This is a genomic window from Maribellus sp. YY47 (assembly GCF_023111095.1).
In the GTDB taxonomy this organism is placed as follows: domain Bacteria; phylum Bacteroidota; class Bacteroidia; order Bacteroidales; family Prolixibacteraceae; genus Draconibacterium.
In genome coordinates this window covers 171475-190882 of the sequence record NZ_JALGYW010000006.1, presented here as the reverse complement: position 1 = coordinate 190882, position 19408 = coordinate 171475, and the positions used below count along the sequence as shown (strand labels likewise).

At 43.9% G+C, this 19408-nt stretch carries 20 protein-coding genes; 7 read left to right on the top strand and 13 right to left on the bottom strand.

The features are described from left to right. Positions 1-9: 9 nt before the first annotated feature. From MR764_RS06830 to MR764_RS06820, 3 genes are all read right to left on the bottom strand, one after another. A complete protein-coding gene (locus MR764_RS06830; protein ID WP_247978661.1) occupies positions 10-1281 on the bottom strand; it encodes an ABC transporter permease in 1272 nt (423 codons plus the stop codon). 41 nt (positions 1282-1322) lie between these two features. Then, positions 1323-2585 (bottom strand): ABC transporter permease, encoded by a 1263-nt coding sequence (locus MR764_RS06825; RefSeq protein ID WP_247978660.1) that lies wholly within the window; start codon positions 2583-2585, stop codon positions 1323-1325. A 75-nt stretch (positions 2586-2660) separates the two neighbouring features. Beyond that, complete coding sequence (locus MR764_RS06820; protein ID WP_247978659.1) at positions 2661-3386, bottom strand: ABC transporter ATP-binding protein; 726 nt, start codon at positions 3384-3386, stop codon at positions 2661-2663. Between the two features lie 258 nt (positions 3387-3644). Between MR764_RS06820 and MR764_RS06815 the strand changes: the two genes are divergently transcribed. The 4 genes from MR764_RS06815 (at position 3645) to MR764_RS06800 (ending at position 8628) form a co-directional block, all read left to right on the top strand. Beyond that, positions 3645-5180 carry an FAD-dependent protein gene (locus MR764_RS06815; protein ID WP_247978658.1) on the top strand — a complete coding sequence of 512 codons (1536 nt, stop codon included), beginning with the start codon at positions 3645-3647 and terminating at the stop codon, positions 5178-5180. A 241-nt stretch (positions 5181-5421) separates the two neighbouring features. Continuing rightward, complete coding sequence (locus MR764_RS06810) at positions 5422-6684, top strand: diaminopimelate decarboxylase (RefSeq protein WP_247978657.1); 1263 nt, start codon at positions 5422-5424, stop codon at positions 6682-6684. Positions 6685-6814: 130 nt separating this feature from the next. Then, positions 6815-7930 (top strand): glycosyltransferase family 1 protein, encoded by a 1116-nt coding sequence (locus MR764_RS06805; protein ID WP_247978656.1) that lies wholly within the window; start codon positions 6815-6817, stop codon positions 7928-7930. Positions 7931-8064: 134 nt separating this feature from the next. Beyond that, positions 8065-8628 carry an L-threonylcarbamoyladenylate synthase gene (locus MR764_RS06800; protein WP_247978655.1) on the top strand — a complete coding sequence of 188 codons (564 nt, stop codon included), beginning with the start codon at positions 8065-8067 and terminating at the stop codon, positions 8626-8628. A 60-nt stretch (positions 8629-8688) separates the two neighbouring features. On the opposite strand, the gene mscL is transcribed toward MR764_RS06800, so the two are convergent. Beyond that, positions 8689-9129: a large-conductance mechanosensitive channel protein MscL gene (mscL, locus tag MR764_RS06795; protein WP_247978654.1), complete on the bottom strand. Its 441-nt coding sequence runs from the start codon at positions 9127-9129 to the stop codon at positions 8689-8691. Between the two features lie 126 nt (positions 9130-9255). After that, entirely contained in the window at positions 9256-9960 is a 705-nt protein-coding gene (locus tag MR764_RS06790; RefSeq protein WP_247978653.1) for a head GIN domain-containing protein, read from the bottom strand. 235 nt (positions 9961-10195) lie between these two features. Between MR764_RS06790 and MR764_RS06785 the strand changes: the two genes are divergently transcribed. After that, positions 10196-10618, top strand: coding sequence for an acyl-CoA thioesterase (locus MR764_RS06785; protein ID WP_247978652.1), 423 nt, complete (start codon positions 10196-10198; stop codon positions 10616-10618). Here the strand turns inward: MR764_RS06785 and rimM are convergent. From rimM to galE, 5 genes are all read right to left on the bottom strand, one after another. Continuing rightward, the gene (rimM, locus tag MR764_RS06780; RefSeq protein WP_247978651.1) at positions 10604-11131 is read right to left on the bottom strand and encodes a ribosome maturation factor RimM; all 528 of its coding nucleotides are present in this window, start codon (positions 11129-11131) and stop codon (positions 10604-10606) included. The two genes, MR764_RS06785 and rimM, sit on opposite strands and share 15 nt — an antisense overlap. 400 nt (positions 11132-11531) lie before the next feature. Then, complete coding sequence (locus MR764_RS06775) at positions 11532-12095, bottom strand: 30S ribosomal protein S16 (RefSeq protein WP_247978650.1); 564 nt, start codon at positions 12093-12095, stop codon at positions 11532-11534. Between the two features lie 288 nt (positions 12096-12383). Beyond that, positions 12384-13439 carry a dTDP-glucose 4,6-dehydratase gene (gene rfbB, locus MR764_RS06770; RefSeq protein WP_247978649.1) on the bottom strand — a complete coding sequence of 352 codons (1056 nt, stop codon included), beginning with the start codon at positions 13437-13439 and terminating at the stop codon, positions 12384-12386. Between the two features lie 24 nt (positions 13440-13463). Continuing rightward, on the bottom strand, positions 13464-13751 hold the full coding sequence (locus tag MR764_RS06765) for a GIY-YIG nuclease family protein (RefSeq protein WP_247978648.1): 288 nt from the start codon (positions 13749-13751) through the stop codon (positions 13464-13466). A gap of 277 nt (positions 13752-14028) precedes the next feature. Continuing rightward, a complete protein-coding gene (gene galE, locus MR764_RS06760; protein ID WP_247978647.1) occupies positions 14029-15057 on the bottom strand; it encodes a UDP-glucose 4-epimerase GalE in 1029 nt (342 codons plus the stop codon). A gap of 158 nt (positions 15058-15215) precedes the next feature. On the opposite strand from galE, the gene MR764_RS20350 reads away from it, so the two are divergent. Both MR764_RS20350 and MR764_RS06750 read left to right on the top strand, forming a co-directional pair. Continuing rightward, on the top strand, positions 15216-16394 hold the full coding sequence (locus MR764_RS20350) for an SPOR domain-containing protein (protein WP_247978646.1): 1179 nt from the start codon (positions 15216-15218) through the stop codon (positions 16392-16394). A gap of 373 nt (positions 16395-16767) precedes the next feature. Beyond that, positions 16768-16977 carry a dodecin family protein gene (locus tag MR764_RS06750; protein ID WP_119436469.1) on the top strand — a complete coding sequence of 70 codons (210 nt, stop codon included), beginning with the start codon at positions 16768-16770 and terminating at the stop codon, positions 16975-16977. 130 nt (positions 16978-17107) lie between these two features. Here the strand turns inward: MR764_RS06750 and MR764_RS06745 are convergent, their stop codons facing one another. The 3 genes from MR764_RS06745 to mtnA all read right to left on the bottom strand — a co-directional run bounded on the left by MR764_RS06745 (position 17108) and on the right by mtnA (position 19358). After that, a complete protein-coding gene (locus tag MR764_RS06745) occupies positions 17108-17272 on the bottom strand; it encodes a hypothetical protein (protein WP_247978645.1) in 165 nt (54 codons plus the stop codon). A gap of 236 nt (positions 17273-17508) precedes the next feature. Beyond that, the gene (mtnP, locus tag MR764_RS06740; protein WP_247978644.1) at positions 17509-18258 is read right to left on the bottom strand and encodes an S-methyl-5'-thioadenosine phosphorylase; all 750 of its coding nucleotides are present in this window, start codon (positions 18256-18258) and stop codon (positions 17509-17511) included. Then, positions 18255-19358 (bottom strand): S-methyl-5-thioribose-1-phosphate isomerase, encoded by a 1104-nt coding sequence (gene mtnA / locus MR764_RS06735; protein ID WP_247978643.1) that lies wholly within the window; start codon positions 19356-19358, stop codon positions 18255-18257. The genes mtnP and mtnA overlap by 4 nt, the downstream gene beginning before the upstream one ends. Positions 19359-19408 lie beyond the last annotated feature (50 nt).

The window sequence follows — 19408 nt, the reverse complement described above, 5'->3', positions numbered from 1 at the left end:
ATGTTTATTTTACTCGTCTCTTAACGCATCGATCGGTTTGATACTAACGGCTCTTTTGGCGGGTATCAATCCCGCCAGTATTCCGGAAATCACCAGTACCGAAAGTGCCCCTACTGCCATTTGGAAACTCACTTCGGGTGAACGGAAGAAAATCGAATCGGCATCCGAACTGGCGGCTTCCAGCGCCATATTCAGCAATTCGAGCAAACCAACACCCAGCGCCAGCCCGATGTAACCTGCCATCACCGTCAGAAAAACACTCTCGGCCACGATGTGCATTATCACTTTGCCCGGTGTAGCTCCAATGGCTCGTTGAATTCCAATTTCCTGCGTACGTTCCTTAATAATCACCAGCATAATATTGCTGACACCGATTACTCCGGCCATCAGGGTACCGATTCCGACGATCCAGGTTAAAATCTGAATCCCGGTAAAAAGGCCCATGTATTTTTTCCACTCCACTTCAATGTTAAACGAACCCACTGCCTGCATATCATCAGGTGCAATTTTATGCTTGCTTTTCAGAAGTTCCTTCAGGCGTGCTTCAACCCTGCTAACCGGAACTCCGGGAGCCGATGTAACTGAAAAGAAGTGAACATCGTCGCCAAAATTGTAGGTCTTTTGCATCGTAGTAAAAGGCATAATAATGGTTTCGTTTTTTCTTCCACCGCCAATGTTTACGCGTGTTTCACCCTTTATCACTCCTACTACCTGGAAATAAACCCCGTTGATTTTCAGATACTGCCCGATCGGGTCTTCGTCCTTATCAAACATTACTTCCACAACACGTTCGCCAATGTTTACCACTTTGCGGCTTTGTATAATATCGATTTGGTTGATCAAGCGCCCTTTTAGCGGTGTCCACGGATCAATCTTAAAGAATTCAGGATAGTCGCCGTAAATATTGAACGAACCTGTTTTCTTGCCTCTGATGGTATTGTCGCCTTCATAGCCTCTTGGGCCAAACAAACGCGGTGAGAGGTATTCAATGTCTTTTACATTTGCTTTTATGTATTCAATGTCGGTGTTGGTGTAATTCCATTGCCTTCCGCGCTGAAATCCTTTGTAAGGCTTGCTCGTACGCTCGGTCCAGAAAAAGGCAGAGTTGGAAGCAAATGCCCGGATCCCGTCCATTACTCCATTCTCCAAAGCTTTTCCGGCTCCCGACATGATGATCAGCATAAATATTCCCCAAAACACCCCGAAAGCTGTCATAAAACTTCGCATCCGGTTCTTTTTCAGGGCGCTCAGTATTTCTTTCCAAAGATCTAAATCAAACATTTTAGTTCAGTGTTTAAAGTTCAAAGTTCAGAGAGTCTCTTTTATTCATCCCGCAGCGCTTCAATGGGTTTAATACGCGCAGCACGTTTTGCAGGAATATAGCCTGCAATAGCTCCGGCAACCACCAACAAAAGCGTCGCAGTCATCGCAACTCCAAGGTCAACCGTCGGATTCCGGAATATGGTTTCACCATTACCACCGTTAGTGGCAGCAGAAATCTCGTACTGTTTTTCAACCACCAGGTTGATCAGCTCCATCAGGCCGGTTCCCATTACCAGACCAATGTACCCGGCAACCGTTGTGATCAGAATCGATTCCAGTAAAACCAAACCAATTACTGACGACGGGCTTGCACCAATCGCTTTGCGAATTCCAATTTCCTTGGTGCGCTCTTTCACCACAATCAGCATAATATTGCTAACGCCCACCACGCCGGCGATCAAGGTTCCTGTACCAATAATCCAGATAAAAATCTTGATGGCCTGGAATATTTTCATGGTTTGAATAACATCTTCCAACTTGTTATACGACCCCATTGCCGATTCGTCCGAAGCTTCGAATTTGTGTTTACGGGCTAACGTTTCACGAACCCGTTGCTCAATGGCCTGGCTTTCTTCCAGGGTTGTAGCATTAATCGTCAATGCAAAATTATGCAGGCGGTTGGAGCCGTTAAATACTTTTTGCCCGGTGCTTACCGGAATGTAAGCATTGCGGTGACGCGTGCCACCGCCTTCCTTGCAAATTCCCACTACTTTAAACGGAATGTTGTTGACACGCACATACTCACCAATGGCATTTTTATTTTTGAACAAAGCATCGTAGATATCTTTGCCCAGCACCACCGATTTTCGTGTTTCATTAATATCGACCTGGTTAATAAACCGGCCTTCAACAATTTCAATATTCTCTACTTCTCTTAAATCGGGATGACAGGTAATGGCCGTGTATTCGCCGTATTCATTTCCGTACGAAAATTTATTTCCACCAATGTAATAGCGCCCCGATGTATATTCAATTCCTTCCAGATCCTTTAGCACATCGTAATCGGCATTGGTAAAACGAATGTCGCGGCCTTCTTTTAATCCTTGGTATGGGATACTGGTGCGACCACTCCACAACCACATGGCGTTTACGGCATCGCGCATAAAATTTTCAGAAACTCCGTTGCTCAAACCATTTCCCGACCCGAGAAGGATCATTAGCATGAAAATCCCCCATGCAACACTGAACCCGGTGAGAAAGGTTCTCATTTTATTCTTTTTGATGGTGGCAAAGATCTCCTGCCATTTATCGATATCGAACATTGTTTTTTAGTTTAAAGTTTAGCATTCAAAGTTCAGCGAAACGAACTGAAAACTGAGACTGCGACTGGATACTCTTTATGCGGTTTCCAGCTCCTTGGCATATTGATGCTGAAAGTGTTTCAGATCGCCGTTTTTGATGATCTGATCGATACGGCCGTCTTTCAACCGAACGATTTTTTGCGTCATCGCAGCTATATCGTGCTCATGCGTCACCAGAATCACAGTGATTCCTCCTGCGTTGATCTCCTTCAGTATCTCCATCACTTCGTACGAAGTAGTGGTGTCGAGGGCTCCGGTTGGTTCATCTGCAAAAATGATTTTGGGCTGCGAAATCAGCGAGCGGGCTATAGCCACACGTTGTTTCTGTCCACCCGACATTTCGTTGGGCAAATGTTCTGCCCAATCCAGAAGCCCTACTTTATCGAGATACTCCAAGGCAATTTTGTTGCGTTTTTTGCGGTTCACTCCCTGATAGTAAAGCGGAAGCGCCACATTTTCCATGGCATTTTTAAAGGAAATGAGATTGAATGACTGGAACACAAAACCAACCAGTTCGTTCCGCAACTGAGCAGCTTTTTTTTCCGACATATCTTTCACCAGCGAACCATTCAGATAGTAGGCACCATCGTCGTAGTTATCCAGAATTCCCAGAATATTCAAAAGGGTCGATTTTCCCGAACCCGAAGAGCCCATAATCGAAACAAACTCGCCTTTCTGAATTTCCAGATCGATACCTTTCAGCACATGAAGCGAATTGCTGCCGGTAACATAAGATTTGTGAACATTTTTAAGACTAATCATGGCTTGAATTGCTTTTGTTTTTTGTTTTCTGCATTAAAAGTGATGAAATCACCTGAAATCAGCATTAATTATTCGACGAACGAAGCGTTATCTCCGGTGAATGAATTATCGTTTTCCGCTTTCGGTATTTCGATTGATTCTCATCACATAAGAACAGACGCACGAAACCTGAATCAGTTACATTAAATTTTACAGGAAGTTCCCGGATTGTTCCAAATAACCTGTCGAATACCTACTTTTGAGTCGAAATTATATGGTATGGGAACAAAGGCGATCAGTTTAAAACTACCCACTAATTACTCAGAAGAACAACTAAAAGAGCAAATAGCTCGTCAACTGAACATTCGGGATTTTACTTTTCAAACAGAAAGTAAAAGTCTGGATGCCCGGAATAAAAAAAATATTTTCTGGCTGGTAAGAGTGTTGGTTAATTCACCTCACATAAAAGGTGACGACTCTCCAGACCAGGAAGAATTGCTGATTCCGTTCAAAAAACGAAACAAAAAGATTGTTGTGGTTGGCAGTGGCCCGGCAGGTTTTTTTAATGCCTTTGTTTTGCAGAAAGCCGGTTTTGCTGTTACACTGATCGAACGCGGCTCCGACGTTAAAAAGCGCGGTGAAGCGATTTCGCATTTCGAACGAAGCGGAATTTTCAACACCCAAAACAACTATGCTTTTGGCGAAGGCGGCGCCGGTACTTTCTCGGACGGAAAGCTGACTTCGCGTTCAAAGCACATTTCCAAGGAGAAACATTTTATTCTTTCAAGCTATGTAAAAGCCGGAGCACCTGCCGAGATCATCTACATGACACATCCGCACCTGGGTACCGACAACCTGCGAAAAATCGTTCAAAACCTGCGACATGACTTTGAAGAACTGGGAGGCCGCATGCTTTTCGAAACACAGCTGGAAGACCTGAAAATCATCAACGGTACAGTAAGCGAGGTCGTCACTTCTGCCGGGAACCTGGAGGCCGATGCCGTTTTTATTGCCCCGGGACACTCGGCATACGAAACCTATAAAATGCTGATTCGCCGTGGAGTTCCTTTCCGCACCAAGAATTTTGCGATTGGCAGCCGCATGGAACACAAACAGGAAATCATCAACATTGCACAATGGGGAAAACCCGTGCTTCCGGGAGTAAAAGCCGCCGAGTACCGGCTCACTTCTCCGGCCGACGGAACGCACCAGGTATTTTCGTTTTGCATGTGCCCGGGAGGAACCGTGGTTCCGGCAGCAGCCTACGAAAATACCAACATTGTAAACGGGATGAGCTATTACAAACGCAACGGAATGTTTGCAAATGCAGCCTGCGTGGCAGGCATCCATCCCGATGAAATCGCCGGGAAAACGGTTTCTCCCGTTGAAGCCCTCGACCAGCTGCAGAAACTGGAAGAGCTTTTTTACAATTTTGCTGGAGGTTACTCAGCTCCTGCTTGCAGTATTGCAGCATTTCTGAATCAGAAAAGCAAACCCACCCAACTGGAAAGTAGCTATCCGCTTGGGCTGGTACAGGCGCCACTTTGGAACCTGCTTCCCGCGCCCGTGGTTCAATCGATGCAGGCCGGATTGCAGGATTTTATCCGAAAGATGCGTGGTTTTGAACAGGGAAACCTGCTGGGTTTCGAAAGCAAAACGTCTTCACCCATCCAGGTGATTCGCGAAAAAAACGGACTTTGCGAAGGTTTCGAAAATCTGTATGTGGTTGGAGAAGGAAGCGGTTACGCGGGAGGTATTGTTTCCAGCGCTGCCGACGGAATTCGCGCAGCCATGAGTTTGGTGGAAGAAAGTTAGCCATTGGTCACCGGTCATTTGGGATTTAAGATATAAGCTTGAAGTCTGAAGAAAAAAGTTAGTCTACGTAAGTCCCTCCCGGGGTATTTAGGCGATCAAAAAGCACAAAGCTCGTGGCTCTCAACTCGTAGCTTCCGGAATATGTAAATTTCCGGTTAATTCGAAATTGCATTATTTAGATCAATTCTATAAAAATCAGTCAGAAAGTTTAATTTTGTAAGCTCAAAACTGAAAATACATTATGACAGCGAAAAAGCTACCATTCAGCAAAGAACAACTGGAAACAATTATTGCCAACCACCCCACTCCGTTTCATATTTACGATGAAAAGGCGATGAGGGAAAACGCACGATATTTTAACAAGGCATTTTCGTGGAACGAAGGTTTTAAGGAATATTACGCGATTAAATCGGCACCGAATCCTTACCTCATGAAAATTTTGCGGGAAGAAGGTTTTGGAATCGATTGTAGTTCAGTTGCCGAATTGGAGCTGGCCAAACAAGTTGGCATGAGTGGCGACGAAATCATACTGACTTCGAACGACACGCCAGCCTACGAATTTCAACTGGCTGAAGACCTGGGAGCTATTATCAACCTCGATGATATTTCGCACATCGACTACCTCGAAAAACACGTGGGGCTGCCCAAAACCATTTGTATGCGTTACAACCCGGGAAGCCTGAAACAGGGCAACCTGATCATCGGTCATCCGGAAGAAGCCAAGTATGGCTTTACCCGCGAACAGATCATCGAAGGTTACCGCATTTTGAAAGAAAAAGGTGTGGAACGGTTTGGTATTCATACCATGGTGGCTTCCAACGAGCTCGATCCGAAATATTTTGTTGAAACCGCTGAAATTCTTTTTAACCTGATCGATGAGGTGTACGAGAAAACCGGTGTTCGCATCGAATTTGCCAACCTCGGCGGCGGTGTAGGTATTCCCTACAAACCGGGAGAACAACCCGTTGATCTGAATTTTGTGAGCGATGGAATTAAAAAGCTGTACGACGAAATGATCGTTGCCAAAGGTCTGGCTCCGCTGAAGATATTCTTTGAGCTCGGCCGCGCTATTACCGGACCTTACGGATACCTGGTTACAAAAGTTCGCCACATTAAAAAAACATACAAATCGTTTGCAGGACTTGATGCCTGTATGGCCAACCTGATGCGCCCGGCACTTTACGGAGCTTATCACCATATTACAGTGATGGGGAAAGAAAACGAACCTGCCACCACCAAGTACGACGTTACCGGCTCGCTGTGCGAAAACAACGACAAATTTGCCATCGACCGGATGTTACCGGAGATTGATCCCGATGATATTGTGGTGATTCACGATACCGGTGCTCACGGACATTCGATGGGCTTTAACTACAACGGAAAACTTCGTTCGGCTGAGCTTCTGCTGCGCGAAAACGGAGACGTGATTGAAATCCGCCGCGCAGAAACGCTGGAAGATTATTTTGCCACACTGGATTTTAGCGGGGTAAAAGATTTTAAATAATCGGCAAAAGCAAAGATCCAGTATTTCAGCTGATTATTGAATACATAGCATTTTTATTCGCATAAATCATGAAGGCCGGGAGTTAACCCGGCCTTTTTTTTGCTATTTTAGACAGAGCCAATCAAACGTTATGAAAATAGGATACGACGCAAAAAGAGCCTTTTTAAACACCTCAGGATTGGGAAATTACAGCCGGAACACCCTAAACGGTCTTATTAAATATTTCCCGGAAAACCACTACACGCTTTTCACCCCCGAGGAAAAAATTGCCATGCTCGAACAGCAGGAAGCTTATGAAATTGTGGCTCCGCCCCGAAAATTATCGGGACTGAAGAAAGCTTATTGGAGAAACTTTAAAATAAGTGGCGAGCTGAAAGAACGTCAGGTGGATTTATACCACGGACTGAGCAACGAGTTACCCCGCGGAATTCACAAAACCGCAATCCCTTCGCTGGTTACCATTCACGATCTGGTATTCATACGTTACCCCGAGTTCTATAAGTTTTTTGACCGGCTACTCTATCGCTACAAGGTAAAATATGCCTGCAAAGCGGCAACAAAGATTATTGCCATAAGTGAGCAAACCAAAGCAGATATTGTGAATTACACCGGCACACCACCCGAAAAAATAGAAGTAATTCACCAGGCGATTTCTCCGCTGTTTTTTGAAAAAGTTGACACCGGGAAAATAAAAGAAAAATACCACCTCCCCGATCAGTTTATTCTGGCAGTGGGTACCATCGAAGAACGCAAAAACCAGCTTTCCATTTTAAAGGCGCTACAGGCAAAGAATCTGGAGATTCCGCTGGTAATGATTGGCAATCCAACCTCGTACTGCAACGACATTCACAAATACGTGGCTGCGAAAAACCTTCGGAAAAACGTAATCATCCTGAAAAATATTCCTGAAAAAGATCTGGCGGGTTTTTATCAGCTTGCCACGTTATCGGTTTACATTTCGGTATATGAAGGTTTCGGCCTGCCCGTGATCGAAGCCATGGCCAGCGGATGCCCGGTGATCACCTCGAATGTTTCCTGTTTACCCGAAACAGCTGGAGATGCAGCTGTACTGTGTTCTCCAGGTGACATAAAAGAACTGGGAAATTCGATTTACGAAATATTGAATAATACCGATTTCAGGCTAAATCTGATTGAAAAAGGGAAAAAGAGAGCAAATGAATTTCAGGCCAAAGAGCATGCAAAGAAATTACTGGCTTTATATACTGAAATAGCGAATAAAAATTGATTCAGATTTTCACAAAATACATTTCAACTAAATAATAAATCGCACTCACCAGATCATTCTCAGGCAAACTTTATGACAGTTTTTGCGTTCTTTGCGTGAGAATAGTAAACAGGTTTTTCTGAAAAAAGGGAAAGATGCAGGAAGATATAAAAAAAGCACTGGAGGTATTAAAAAGCGGGGGAATCATTCTTTACCCCACCGATACCATTTGGGGAATTGGTTGCGATGCTACCAACCCGGAAGCGGTGAAGCGCATTTACGAACTAAAAAAGCGTGAAGACTCGAAAAGCATGCTGGTATTAATGGAAAATCCGGCCTTGCTCGACCGCTACGTGAGCGAAGTTCCGGAAGTAGCCTGGGACCTGGTGGAAATAAGTACCACTCCGCTTACGGTGATTTACCCGCAGGCAAAGAACCTGGCTTCGAACCTGATTGCAGCAGATGGCAGCATAGGGATACGGTTTACCAAAGAAGCATTTACAAGCCAGTTGCTACAACGTTTTCGCCGGCCGCTGGTTTCTACGTCAGCCAACATAAGCGGCGAAAAATCGCCTGCCTTCTTCGATGAGATTTCAGAAGAAATAAAAAATGCAGTGGATTATATTGTGGAATACCGGCAAGACGACCGCACTCCGTCGAAACCTTCGAGCATTATCAAACTCGGGCCGGGCGGACAAATCGAGATTATCCGGAAATAAAAAAACTGCTCCTCCCATTGAATGACGGAGAAGCAGTTTCTTTAAATTGCTGAAACAAGCTTATTTCTTTTCCTTTAAAATATCCCGGATCTCGGTGAGCAATACTTCCTCTTTCGATGGTGCCGGTGGAGCAGGAGGCGGAGCAGCTGCTTCTTTCTTTTTCATTTTGTTAAACGCCTTTACCACCAGGAAAATGGAGAAGGCAACAATCAGAAAATCAAGCACAGTGTTTACAAACACACCGTAATTAATGGTTACTTCGGCAACGGCCGGACTTACTAACTGATCGCCATTCATCACAGCTTCTTTACCTGTTTTCAAAACAAGTCGAAGGTCGCTGAAATCGGTATTCCCCAGAAGCAATCCAATAGGCGGCATCAAAACATCGTTTACAAACGAGGTGATGATCTTACCAAAAGCACCACCGATAATTACAGCAACGGCCAAATCGAGCACATTGCCTTTCATTGCAAAACTCTTAAATTCTTTTAAAAATCCCATGTTGTTGAAATTAAGTTAACAGTTAGAACAATTGATTAGCAATTTAAGACATTATGGTCAATTATTGTACAAAAAAGCCATCGTAAAACTTACAATGGCTTTTGAAAATTATGATGTACGCTTACGCTACATTTCTTTTACTTTTCCTGAACCCGCAGTGGAGGCATCGATACTCGGATTTCCCTTGTAAAACACACTTCCCGAACCGGCTATGCGTGCTTTAATCGTTCCGTTCGAAAATACATTGCAATTACCGGAACCGGCAATGGTAACACTTATATCTTCGGCTTCAAAACCTGCAGAGTTGAAGTTTCCTGAACCAGAGATGGTCACGCTCAGTTCATCAGCTTTGTTACGGCTACCTACTTCAATATTTCCCGAACCGGAAATGCTGCCTTTCAGTTTGCTCGATTCCAGCGAACCGATTTGAATTCCTCCACTTCCACTCAGCGACAGATTCAAAATCCGGGCTTCCAGTTTTTCAGCAATAATATCGCCTGAACCTGAAACTGACAATGCACTAACATCAGGAACAGTAACATAGATTTCTATTTTCCCGGGATTGAAATTACGTTGAAACAAATTGGAATTCGGGAAACGAATCACCAGCTCATTTCCTTTTACTTCGGTAATAAGGTCTTTCAAAACCGATTCTTTGGCAATTACTCTTACACTCTGTTTTTCTCCCTGTTTCAGGTAAAGTTTCCCTGAAATACGAAGTGAAATTTCTGAAAACGATGATACATCGCGGGTTTCCTCTTCAGCTTTTACTGAACTTGCAATAAATAGTCCGGCAACAAGCAGACTAAAAAATAAAATTCTGGCTTTCATATCAATAAAGTTATTTATTCAACTAAAAAATGAAACTGGTCCCGGCATCTATTCAACGAGACCCATCTCATTTTGTGATTATTTCTGATTTTTAAATATTACTTCACTAATGACGGACAAACAGGCACAAAGTTGCATTACATCGAAAAAAAAGTTCAATTTTAATCCTTCTTTTCAAATAAAGGGATTTTAATCGGGCAACATTTCCGATCTGTTGTGTTAAATACGTACAAATATGAGCGATATACATACCACTGCTATTCAGCTTCGTTTTAATGATGTGGACCTGATGGGGCACGTATATAACGGAAAATACCAGGAATTTTTTGACCTGGCCCGGCTGAATTATTTTGAGCACGTATTGGGCAACTTAATCAGCTGGGAAGAAACGGGGCTGGTAATTGCATCGGTAAAAGTGGATTATATCGAACCCATTTACCTCAAAGATGAAATTGAAGTACGCACGCATATTTCGTCGCTGGGCGAAAAGAGCCTGGAAATGACACAGCAACTCTTTAAAGCGGGGGGTACCGAACCTACCGCGTTATGCACAACCGTTTTGGTATGCTACCATATGCAACACAAGAAATCGGAGCTTATTCCAAATGAGTGGAGAACGAAGATTGAAACTTACGAGCCGGGCTTAACCCTCAATTAATCCTTCCGGAAGTTTCAGGGTAAGGCGTTTTTGTTCTTCGTCGATTTCCACCACAAACTCGGGATGAAAGGGAATCAACAATTCTTCATTGCCATACTGAACGGTCAGGACTATATTTCCAGAATAATCGTCAACGTGTTCGATTTCTCCTATTTCCCCTTTTTCTTCATCAAAAAGAACAAAGCCTTTTAGAAGTGATTCGTTTTCCAGCGGCTCATCCACAATTTCATCCAGGTAAAGGTACACCGAAGCCCCAATCAGGCGTTTGGCGTATTTTTCGGTATCTACCCCGTCGAATTTTACGATCGCCGATTTCGACGACTTAAAGCGCAAGCCATCTTCAGCAATAAAAAACGGTACCAGCAAACCGTCCAGTTCCACAAAAAAACGTTCAGCCTCTTCCACCGAATATTCAAAATGCTCTTCGAATTCGAGCACTACTTCGCCGTGTACACCATGTGTTTTGCGGAAGAATCCTATTTTTTCGCAATCGGTTTTTGGTATTGTTTCCATACTTCAAAAATAGACAAATTGTGTTGAATATAAACAGAGCGATCGTGTGAAGAAAAACTTTGAGGTACTCTTTCCTTTCTTTGAAGTACTTTGCTCATTATACATCAGAAGAAGACTACACAAAGAACCACAGAGAATTCACAAAGACACACAAAGTTAAAAGGAGTATTTCCGTTTAATCCAACAAAACAATCATGATTCAGGGGAATCACCAACAGAAATGAAAGTGAAAATGGTTACTCTTATCCAGAATATCCAATGTAGAATTCCCAATATCCAATTTTCCGGATTTTGTTGGATATTTTACATTGAGAATTGGACATTTTTAAAAATTGACTTTCAGAAAAAAAGCCATCTGTCAGTTGACGGATGGCTTTCTATCATAAGATGTGAGTCTTTCTTAAGATTCCGCACCTTGTTCTTCTGCTGAAGCTTCAGGTGCTTCAGTTTCAGGAGCTTCTTCTGCTTCTGCCTGGGCAGCAGCAGCTTGAGCTTCAGCGGCCAGTTCTGCATTTTTAGCAGCAATAGCAGCAGCTCTGTCTTCTTTGATCTTAACTTCAGCCTCCAATTGTTTTCTAGCGGCTGAAACAACTTCGCCTTCTAAACGATCAACTTTAGCCTGGATTTTGGCATCTTTTTCTGCCATCCATTTGTCCAAACGTTTTTCAGCTTCTGCTTGATCAAAAGCTCCTTTTTTCACTCCACCCATCAGGTGTTTTTTGTACAACACACCTTTGTAAGACAAAATAGCCTTAACGGTGTCGGTAGGTTGTGCGCCTTTAACCAGCCAATCATAGGCTTTGTCAAAATCGAGATCAATAGTAGCAGGATTAGAATTCGGATTATACGTGCCAATCCGCTCAATATACCTGCCATCTCGTGGCGCCCTGCTATCGGCTACTACAATGTGGTAGTATGCGTAGCGTTTGCGACCGTGTCGCGCGAGTCTCATTTTTACTGGCATAACTCTACTTTATTTGTTTTTGAAAAATGTGGCGCAAAGATAGTATAAATTTCTGTTCCTGAAAGTTATACCCTGAATTTTATCGAATCAACCATAAAAGATCGTATCTCAAGATTTGACAAAATCGAGTTCCCGCAAAGACGCAAAGGAAGCGCAAAGCTCGCAGATTATTGATTGTCAATATTTGATTTTGCGTTCTTAAAAACAACTTCGCGTGCTTTGCGTGAAATTTGGCAGAATGAACTCCTCATCCTAGTTCCTTCTTATTCGAAAAAAACAACAGCGCGGCTATCGTTTCGCGTATTGTTCTTCGTAGTATTTCTGATAGTCGCCCGAGGTCACATTCTCCAGCCATTCGGTGTTTTCGAGGTACCATTCAATGGTCAGTTCAATGCCTTCTTCAAACTGAAGCGAAGGTTCCCAGCCCAGTTCGTTTTTAATTTTTGTGGCATCGATCGCATAGCGCAGATCGTGCCCGGCACGGTCTTTCACAAACGTAATCAGCTTTTCTGATTCACCCGCCGGACGCCCCAGTTTTTCATCCATCTTCCGGCACATCACGCGGATCAGGTCGATGTTGGTCCATTCGTTAAAACCACCAATATTATAGGTTTCGCCAATTACTCCCTGGTGGAAAATCACATCAATAGCCCGTGCATGGTCCACCACCCACAGCCAGTCGCGAATGTTTTCGCCTTTACCATAAACCGGCAGCGGTTTGTTGTTTTTAATGTTGTGAATAAAAAGCGGAATCAGTTTTTCGGGAAACTGGTACGAACCATAGTTGTTCGAGCAGTTTGAAATCACGGTCGGTAGCCCAAAGGTATCGCAGTAAGCCCGCACAAAATGATCGGAACTGGCTTTTGAAGCCGAGTACGGACTGTGCGGATCGTAACGCGTTTCTTCGGTAAACATACCTTCGTCGCCCAGCGATCCGTAAACTTCGTCGGTAGAAATATGATAGAAAAGCTTTGCTTCCAAATTATCCTTCCAGATAAATTTCGCCGCATTCAGCAGGTTAACCGTACCGATTACATTGGTATACACAAACTCGGTGGGGTTTGAAATCGAGCGATCTACATGTGATTCGGCAGCCAGGTGAATCACACCATCGAACTGCTTTTCTTCAAACAACTTCTGTATAAAATCAGCATCCACAATATCGCCCTTTACAAATTCGTAATTGGGCTGGTTTTCTATGTCTTTCAGGTTAGCCAAATTCCCGGCATACGTTAGTTTATCGAGGTTGACAATCTTATATTCGGGGTACTTGTTTACCAGTAAACGAACCACGTGCGAGCCAATAAATCCTGCACCACCTGTAACCAATATTGTTTTTTTCATGCTTTTCATTTTATTAGAGTATTTCTATTCGACCACTTGTCCAGTGAAATAAGATTTGAGGCGGTTGCCCAAATACATTTTTCCATAATATGATTTCAAGTATTTTTCACGTTTCAGAGCATCCTCTTTGTTTAAACATCCTTCAAAATAAATCAACTCAAAAGGTCGCCTATGCTTGGTGGACGGAACTTTACCTTTTTGATGAGCCTCAAATCTTAATGGCAAATTTTGAGTATACCCGGTATACTTTTTACCGTCTTTTTTACTTTGAAGTACGTAAACCCAATAATATGTATCCTTTAAATTTGCCATTATTTCACAGGATAAATCCTGCACCACCTGTAACCAATATTGTTTTTTTCATCTGTGTCTGATTTTAAAACAAAAATAGGAGAATTGACCGGAAAACAGCTGACAATCGTTTTATTTCGGATAACTTACTGAATCACACAAACACTTTTCTGCTCGTCTATTTACCAAACCAACGTCATTTCGCGTCAATCCAACTAAAGGTATAAAAACACAAAGAGGAAGGAGAATGCTGAAACAGCACGCACCTTCCTCTTCCCTTTATTCGGGCTCCGAAGAATTATTTAATTCCGCGAACGCGTTTCTCCCAGTTCCAGGCCGAAAGCAATGTTTCTTCGGTTCCTTTTTCGGCTTTCCACCCCAGCTCTTCGTTGGCATAAGTGGTATCGGCCCATATTTTTTCGATGTCGCCTGCACGGCGGCCTACGATTTTATAGTTGAGTTTTACGCCGGTTGCTTTTTCAAAACCGGTAACTACTTCCAACACCGAAAGTCCGGTGCCTGTTCCCAGGTTAAAAATCTCGTAATTGGCTTTGTTTTTCCCTTGCAGCAAGCGGTTAATTGCCACCACGTGCGCTTTGGCCAGGTCAACCACATTAATGTAATCGCGAACAGCCGATCCGTCAACGGTATCATAGTCGTCGCCAAAAACTTTCAATTCGTCGCGTAACCCGGCAGCCGTTTGCGTAATAAAAGGCACCAGGTTTTGCGGAACACCCAGGGGCAGTTCACCAATCAACGCGCTCGGATGTGCACCTATCGGGTTAAAATACCGAAGCGCAATACCTTTCAACTGCGGATTGGCATGAATGGTATCGTTCAGAATATCTTCGTTAACACGTTTGGTATTTCCGTAAGGAGATTCGGCATCTTTTCGCGGCGTTTTTTCAGTCACCGGAAGCACATCGGGCTGACCGTAAACCGTACACGATGAAGAGAAAACAATGTTTGGCACATCGTATTTTATCTGGCAATCGAGCAGGTTCATCAGCGAAACCAGGTTGTTGCGGTAATACAGCAAAGGTTTTTCCACCGATTCGCCCACGGCTTTCGATGCCGCAAAATGAATAATGGCTGCAATATTTTTGTTGCGGTTAAAAAAGTCGTCGGTTTTTGCTCCATCCGCCAGGTCGAACTGTTCGAAATCAGGCCGGATACCCGAGATTTTTTCAATGTTATCCAGTACATCGATGCTTGAATTGGAAAGGTTATCCACCACTACCACCTCGTAGCCCGATGCCTGCAGTTCAACCACCGTGTGCGAACCAATATAACCGGTTCCGCCGGTCACTAAAATTTTATCTGCCATAATGCTTTTTGGTTTTGAACTTCAAAAGTACAAAAACATGCTTTTACACGATCAAAATAAAAGAAGGGAATAAATGCACAGGATAAAATTTAACCTGAAAAAGATAAAAAGACGGTACCAATGATTTTATTAATTTTACGCCTGAAAAATTATCAACCGTGAAGTTACACAAGTTTATACAACAACTTTTGCTGGACAACGAGATGGTGATCGTCCCGGGTTTTGGCGCGTTTATTCAGGAGTACCAACCCGCTGAAATCAGCGAAGACAGTGACGAAATAAAACCCCCCTCTACCCGCCTGATCTTCAATGCCCAAATCCGCAACAACGACGGGCTTTTGGTAGGACACCTGGCCGAAAATACGCGCGATTCGCATTTCGAAGCCTTGCAAAAAATCGAAAAAGAACGCGATAACTGGTTGTATCAACTGGATAAGGGGGAAAAAGTAAAACTCGAAGGAATCGGAACTTTTTCAACCAACGAAAAAGGCGAACTGGTTTTTATTTCGGAGGAAGATCAGCAACATTCGCTTGAATCTTATGGCCTGGAAAGCACTTCGCTCCACGAAACAGAAGAAACGGAACCGGTTGAGGAAATAGGAGAAGTTGCTTCGGAACCGGAACAAACAAACGAACCGGAAGTGGAGCCAGAGATAATTCCAGCAGTTACATCAGAGCCTGAAACAGAAGAAATTCAGGAAGAAGAACCTGCAGAAACCGAGGAAACAGAATCGGAAAACGAAGAGATTCAGGAAGAAATAGCGCCGGTGATTGAAGCAGAGCAGGAAGAAACAGTGGAGACGCAAGAGGAAAAGATTCCCGAGCCTGCTCCTGTTGTAACTTCGGAGCCAGCAAAAGAAAAACGCAAAGGAGGCTCGTGGTGGCTTTTGCTGATACTAATTCCCTTGATCGGGGTAGCTGTTTTTCTTTTTATGAAAGAAAAGCAACCTGCCGTGCCGGCTACAAGCACTCCGCCGGTTGAAACCACTGTTCAGGAAGAGGCTCCTGCCATTATCACTGATTCGATCCAGGCCGACAGCACCATTTCGACGGCAAACGACAGTCTTACCGTTCCCGAAACTAAAGCTGAAAAAACAGCGCTTACTGATACTACCGGATTTTTCCTGGTCGGTGGAAGTTTCAAGGAAGAGGAAAATGCGGAAACCTATTTGCAACAACTAAAAGACGACGGATATCAACCCTTCCATTTGGGCAAATACGGAACCTATTATATTGTTGGGATTGGCCGCTACAATACGGAAAGAGAAGCTTTGAAAGCCCGGGACGAATACACAGCAACCAATCCGAATTCAGGAGTTTGGGTGTTGGAAAAATAGGAAAAGAACCTTCACTTTCATTCAAAAAAAGTATTTGAAGGAAAACTATACTTGCCCTCGTTTTGATGTGGCACGTGATTTTTCACACCTGAAAAGTGAATCTTTTCAGGGATGGGAGAAAGCTGCCGTTTCAGCTAAAAAGAGATACATTCAGGGTTCATGGCAAACGATGTACCCGTGAAAAAGCCAGGGATGAAGAGTCTGAAATCATTTCACGGGATGCAATAATTCCGTCGGGAAATTCGGGACAAACCCGGCTCGATTTTAAACCTTCATTCCCAATCCCGCTTAGTTTCTCCTAACAATTCCGTAAAATCCTCGTAAAAGAACGCACTTTCAATTACTTCATTATTAACCAATAAAACGAGAAGCTATGCCAGACAGCGTTTACAAAGTCATTGAACTGGTAGGAAGCAGTCCCGAATCGTGGGAAAAAGCTGCACAGAATGCTATCAGCCTTGCATCGAAATCACTGCGCGACCTGAGAGTTGCCGAAGTGTGTGAAATGGACATGCACCTGAAAGACGGTGTGATTGAGTTCTACCGGGTAAAAATGAAAGTTTCGTTTAAATACGAGGGCTAAGCACAAAAAGCGCTGACGGGGATTTCTGTTAGCGCTTTTTAGTTCAACTTAGAACCCCACATTCTCTGAGCATGGTCAGAAAAGCCCTGCATTTTGCTTTTGATTACTACCTTCATTCCGCAAGTACTTTTTATTTCACGCTGATTGCGCCGATTACCGCAAATTTTATTTCACCCAAATGGGTGAAAGTATTTTCTGCGTAAATCTGCGTTATCTGCGTGCTGTTGGATTCAGCTTGCGAAATGAAGGTATAAGTCAAATCAATGTGAGAATGAATAATTGTGTTCCTACTCATAAATCAATTCCTTTGGGCGTGTTTCTTTGCTTTTGAACACAAAAAAAGCGGCATCTGAAAAAGGATGCCGCCGGAAACTTGACAGCCAAACCAAGCAGCTTGGTTTAACTTATAATAGTACTAACTGAACGGTTAAGAACGATATGCTTTCATGGCTTTGAAGCATTTGTTTGATATTTTACAAATGCCATGCCAAAACACATCATTATAACCTGTTTTTAAAGTGATCTTTTACTTCAGGAAAAAGAAGAAATTGTTTTTACCAGTAAGCCAATAACATTCTCAACATTCCGGTTAAATACCTTTAAAACCTCTTCCCAGGTAACCGGCGCCTCATCGGTTTTCCAGCAATCGTAGTCGGTACTGAGTGCAACTGCGGCATACGGAATTCCAATTTCGTTGGCCAGGATACATTCGGGCGCTACCGACATATTGATCACATCGGCTCCCCAGCTACGAAACATCTTTGATTCGGCCCGTGTCGAAAACCGTGGCCCTTCAATGGTTATTACCGTTCCCTGCGGATGAAAAGGCAATTTTAGCTCCGCGGCTTTTTCGATCAGACTGTTACGCAACGAACCATCAAAAGGATCGGCCATGGGCGTATGGTTTAAATCCCCGTTCTCAAAGCTCTCGTGAAAAGTAATTCCGCGGTGCCGGGTAAAATCGATAAACTGATCAAGAATTACAATGTCGCCTCTGCCAATTTCTTCTCGCAAACTACCGCAAGCCGTGGTAACGATTATATGTGTGCACCCCAACTCTTTGATCGCCCATATATTGGCGCGGTTGTTCACCTGCGTTGGCGGAATCGAATGATCGCGCCCGTGACGCGACAAAATCGCCACTTCAGTACCACCGATTTTTCCACATTTAAACGCCGACGACGGTTTCCCATAGGGGGTTTCCATTTCTACTTCTATTGGATTCTGAAGGATGGCCGGATCTTCCAAACCAGAGCCTCCGATTATTGCAATTTTTGTCATTTTTTGTATTCAGGAAAAAGATTTAAAATACTTTGTTTGTTGGCTTCACACACGCCGCGCTCGGTGATTAATCCGCTTACCAGCCGGGCCGGGGTCACATCAAAACCATAATTGGCAACCTGGCTTTTTTCGGGGATTAAACGCACACTTTGCACCGCTTGTCCGTTCCAACCGTCAATTTCGGCTACTTCTTCACCCGCCCGTTGTTCAATTGGAATTTCACGTATCCCATCTTCCATCTCCCAGTCGAAAGTTGATGACGGAAGTGCTGCGTAAAAAGGAACGCCATTGTCATTTGCCGCCAGTGCTTTTAGGTAAGTGCCTATTTTATTGGCCACATCCCCTGCAACGGTTGTCCGGTCGCTCCCAACAATTACCATGTCTACCATACCATGCTGCATCAAATGCCCCCCGGTGTTGTCGGGAATCACTGTATGCGGAACACCTTCTTCCCCCAGCTCAAAAGCAGTGAGCCGTGCGCCCTGGTTTCGTGGCCGGGTTTCATCCACCCAAACATGCACCGGAATTCCTTTTAGGTGTGCTTTGTAGATCGGCGCGGTGGCAGTTCCCCAATCGATACAGGCCAGCCATCCGGCATTGCAGTGCGTCAAAATATTGACCGTTCCTTGCTTTTCGGCATATATCTTTTCTATAAGTTTCAGACCTGCTTCGCCAATTTTATCCCCAAAATCAATTTCAGCTTGCTTGAACTGATGAGCTTTCTCCAGTGTCATCTGAACCAAATCAGCATCTGTTTTGTACTGCAGGATAAAATCCAGCATTTCATCTACCGCAAAAGCGAGGTTAACCGCAGTGGGGCGAGAAGATTTCAGGTACGCAGCCTTTTCCAAAAGGTGCCGTTCGAGATTACCCCCGTTAAATTCGAGCAGCGCCAGGTACATTCCGTAAGCAGCGGTTACCCCAATAAGCGGCGCACCCCGCACTACCATCTCTCGAATGGCAAAAAAAGTTTCTTCCACTGTCGTCAAATCCATTACCTCAAACTCAAAGGGCAACTTCCGCTGATCAATCACCTGAACGATTGTGGCATCGTTTTCCTTTACCCAGATCGTATGATAATGTTTTCCTCCAATCCTCATTTTACTTCGTTTTCTGTTTTTACTTTTACCCCTCTGTCCGGATCTCCGGA

Coding starts and splice junctions, on each gene's coding strand:
- MR764_RS06830 (WP_247978661.1), bottom strand. CDS start 1,281: ATGTTTGATTTAGATCTTTGGAAAGAAATACTGAGCGCCCTGAAAAAG.
- MR764_RS06825 (WP_247978660.1), bottom strand. CDS start 2,585: ATGTTCGATATCGATAAATGGCAGGAGATCTTTGCCACCATCAAAAAG.
- MR764_RS06820 (WP_247978659.1), bottom strand. CDS start 3,386: ATGATTAGTCTTAAAAATGTTCACAAATCTTATGTTACCGGCAGCAAT.
- MR764_RS06815 (WP_247978658.1), top strand. CDS start 3,645: ATGGGAACAAAGGCGATCAGTTTAAAACTACCCACTAATTACTCAGAA.
- MR764_RS06810 (WP_247978657.1), top strand. CDS start 5,422: ATGACAGCGAAAAAGCTACCATTCAGCAAAGAACAACTGGAAACAATT.
- MR764_RS06805 (WP_247978656.1), top strand. CDS start 6,815: ATGAAAATAGGATACGACGCAAAAAGAGCCTTTTTAAACACCTCAGGA.
- MR764_RS06800 (WP_247978655.1), top strand. CDS start 8,065: ATGCAGGAAGATATAAAAAAAGCACTGGAGGTATTAAAAAGCGGGGGA.
- mscL (WP_247978654.1), bottom strand. CDS start 9,129: ATGGGATTTTTAAAAGAATTTAAGAGTTTTGCAATGAAAGGCAATGTG.
- MR764_RS06790 (WP_247978653.1), bottom strand. CDS start 9,960: ATGAAAGCCAGAATTTTATTTTTTAGTCTGCTTGTTGCCGGACTATTT.
- MR764_RS06785 (WP_247978652.1), top strand. CDS start 10,196: ATGAGCGATATACATACCACTGCTATTCAGCTTCGTTTTAATGATGTG.
- rimM (WP_247978651.1), bottom strand. CDS start 11,131: ATGGAAACAATACCAAAAACCGATTGCGAAAAAATAGGATTCTTCCGC.
- MR764_RS06775 (WP_247978650.1), bottom strand. CDS start 12,095: ATGCCAGTAAAAATGAGACTCGCGCGACACGGTCGCAAACGCTACGCA.
- rfbB (WP_247978649.1), bottom strand. CDS start 13,439: ATGAAAAAAACAATATTGGTTACAGGTGGTGCAGGATTTATTGGCTCG.
- MR764_RS06765 (WP_247978648.1), bottom strand. CDS start 13,751: ATGGCAAATTTAAAGGATACATATTATTGGGTTTACGTACTTCAAAGT.
- galE (WP_247978647.1), bottom strand. CDS start 15,057: ATGGCAGATAAAATTTTAGTGACCGGCGGAACCGGTTATATTGGTTCG.
- MR764_RS06750 (WP_119436469.1), top strand. CDS start 16,768: ATGCCAGACAGCGTTTACAAAGTCATTGAACTGGTAGGAAGCAGTCCC.
- MR764_RS06745 (WP_247978645.1), bottom strand. CDS start 17,272: ATGAGTAGGAACACAATTATTCATTCTCACATTGATTTGACTTATACC.
- mtnP (WP_247978644.1), bottom strand. CDS start 18,258: ATGACAAAAATTGCAATAATCGGAGGCTCTGGTTTGGAAGATCCGGCC.
- mtnA (WP_247978643.1), bottom strand. CDS start 19,358: ATGAGGATTGGAGGAAAACATTATCATACGATCTGGGTAAAGGAAAAC.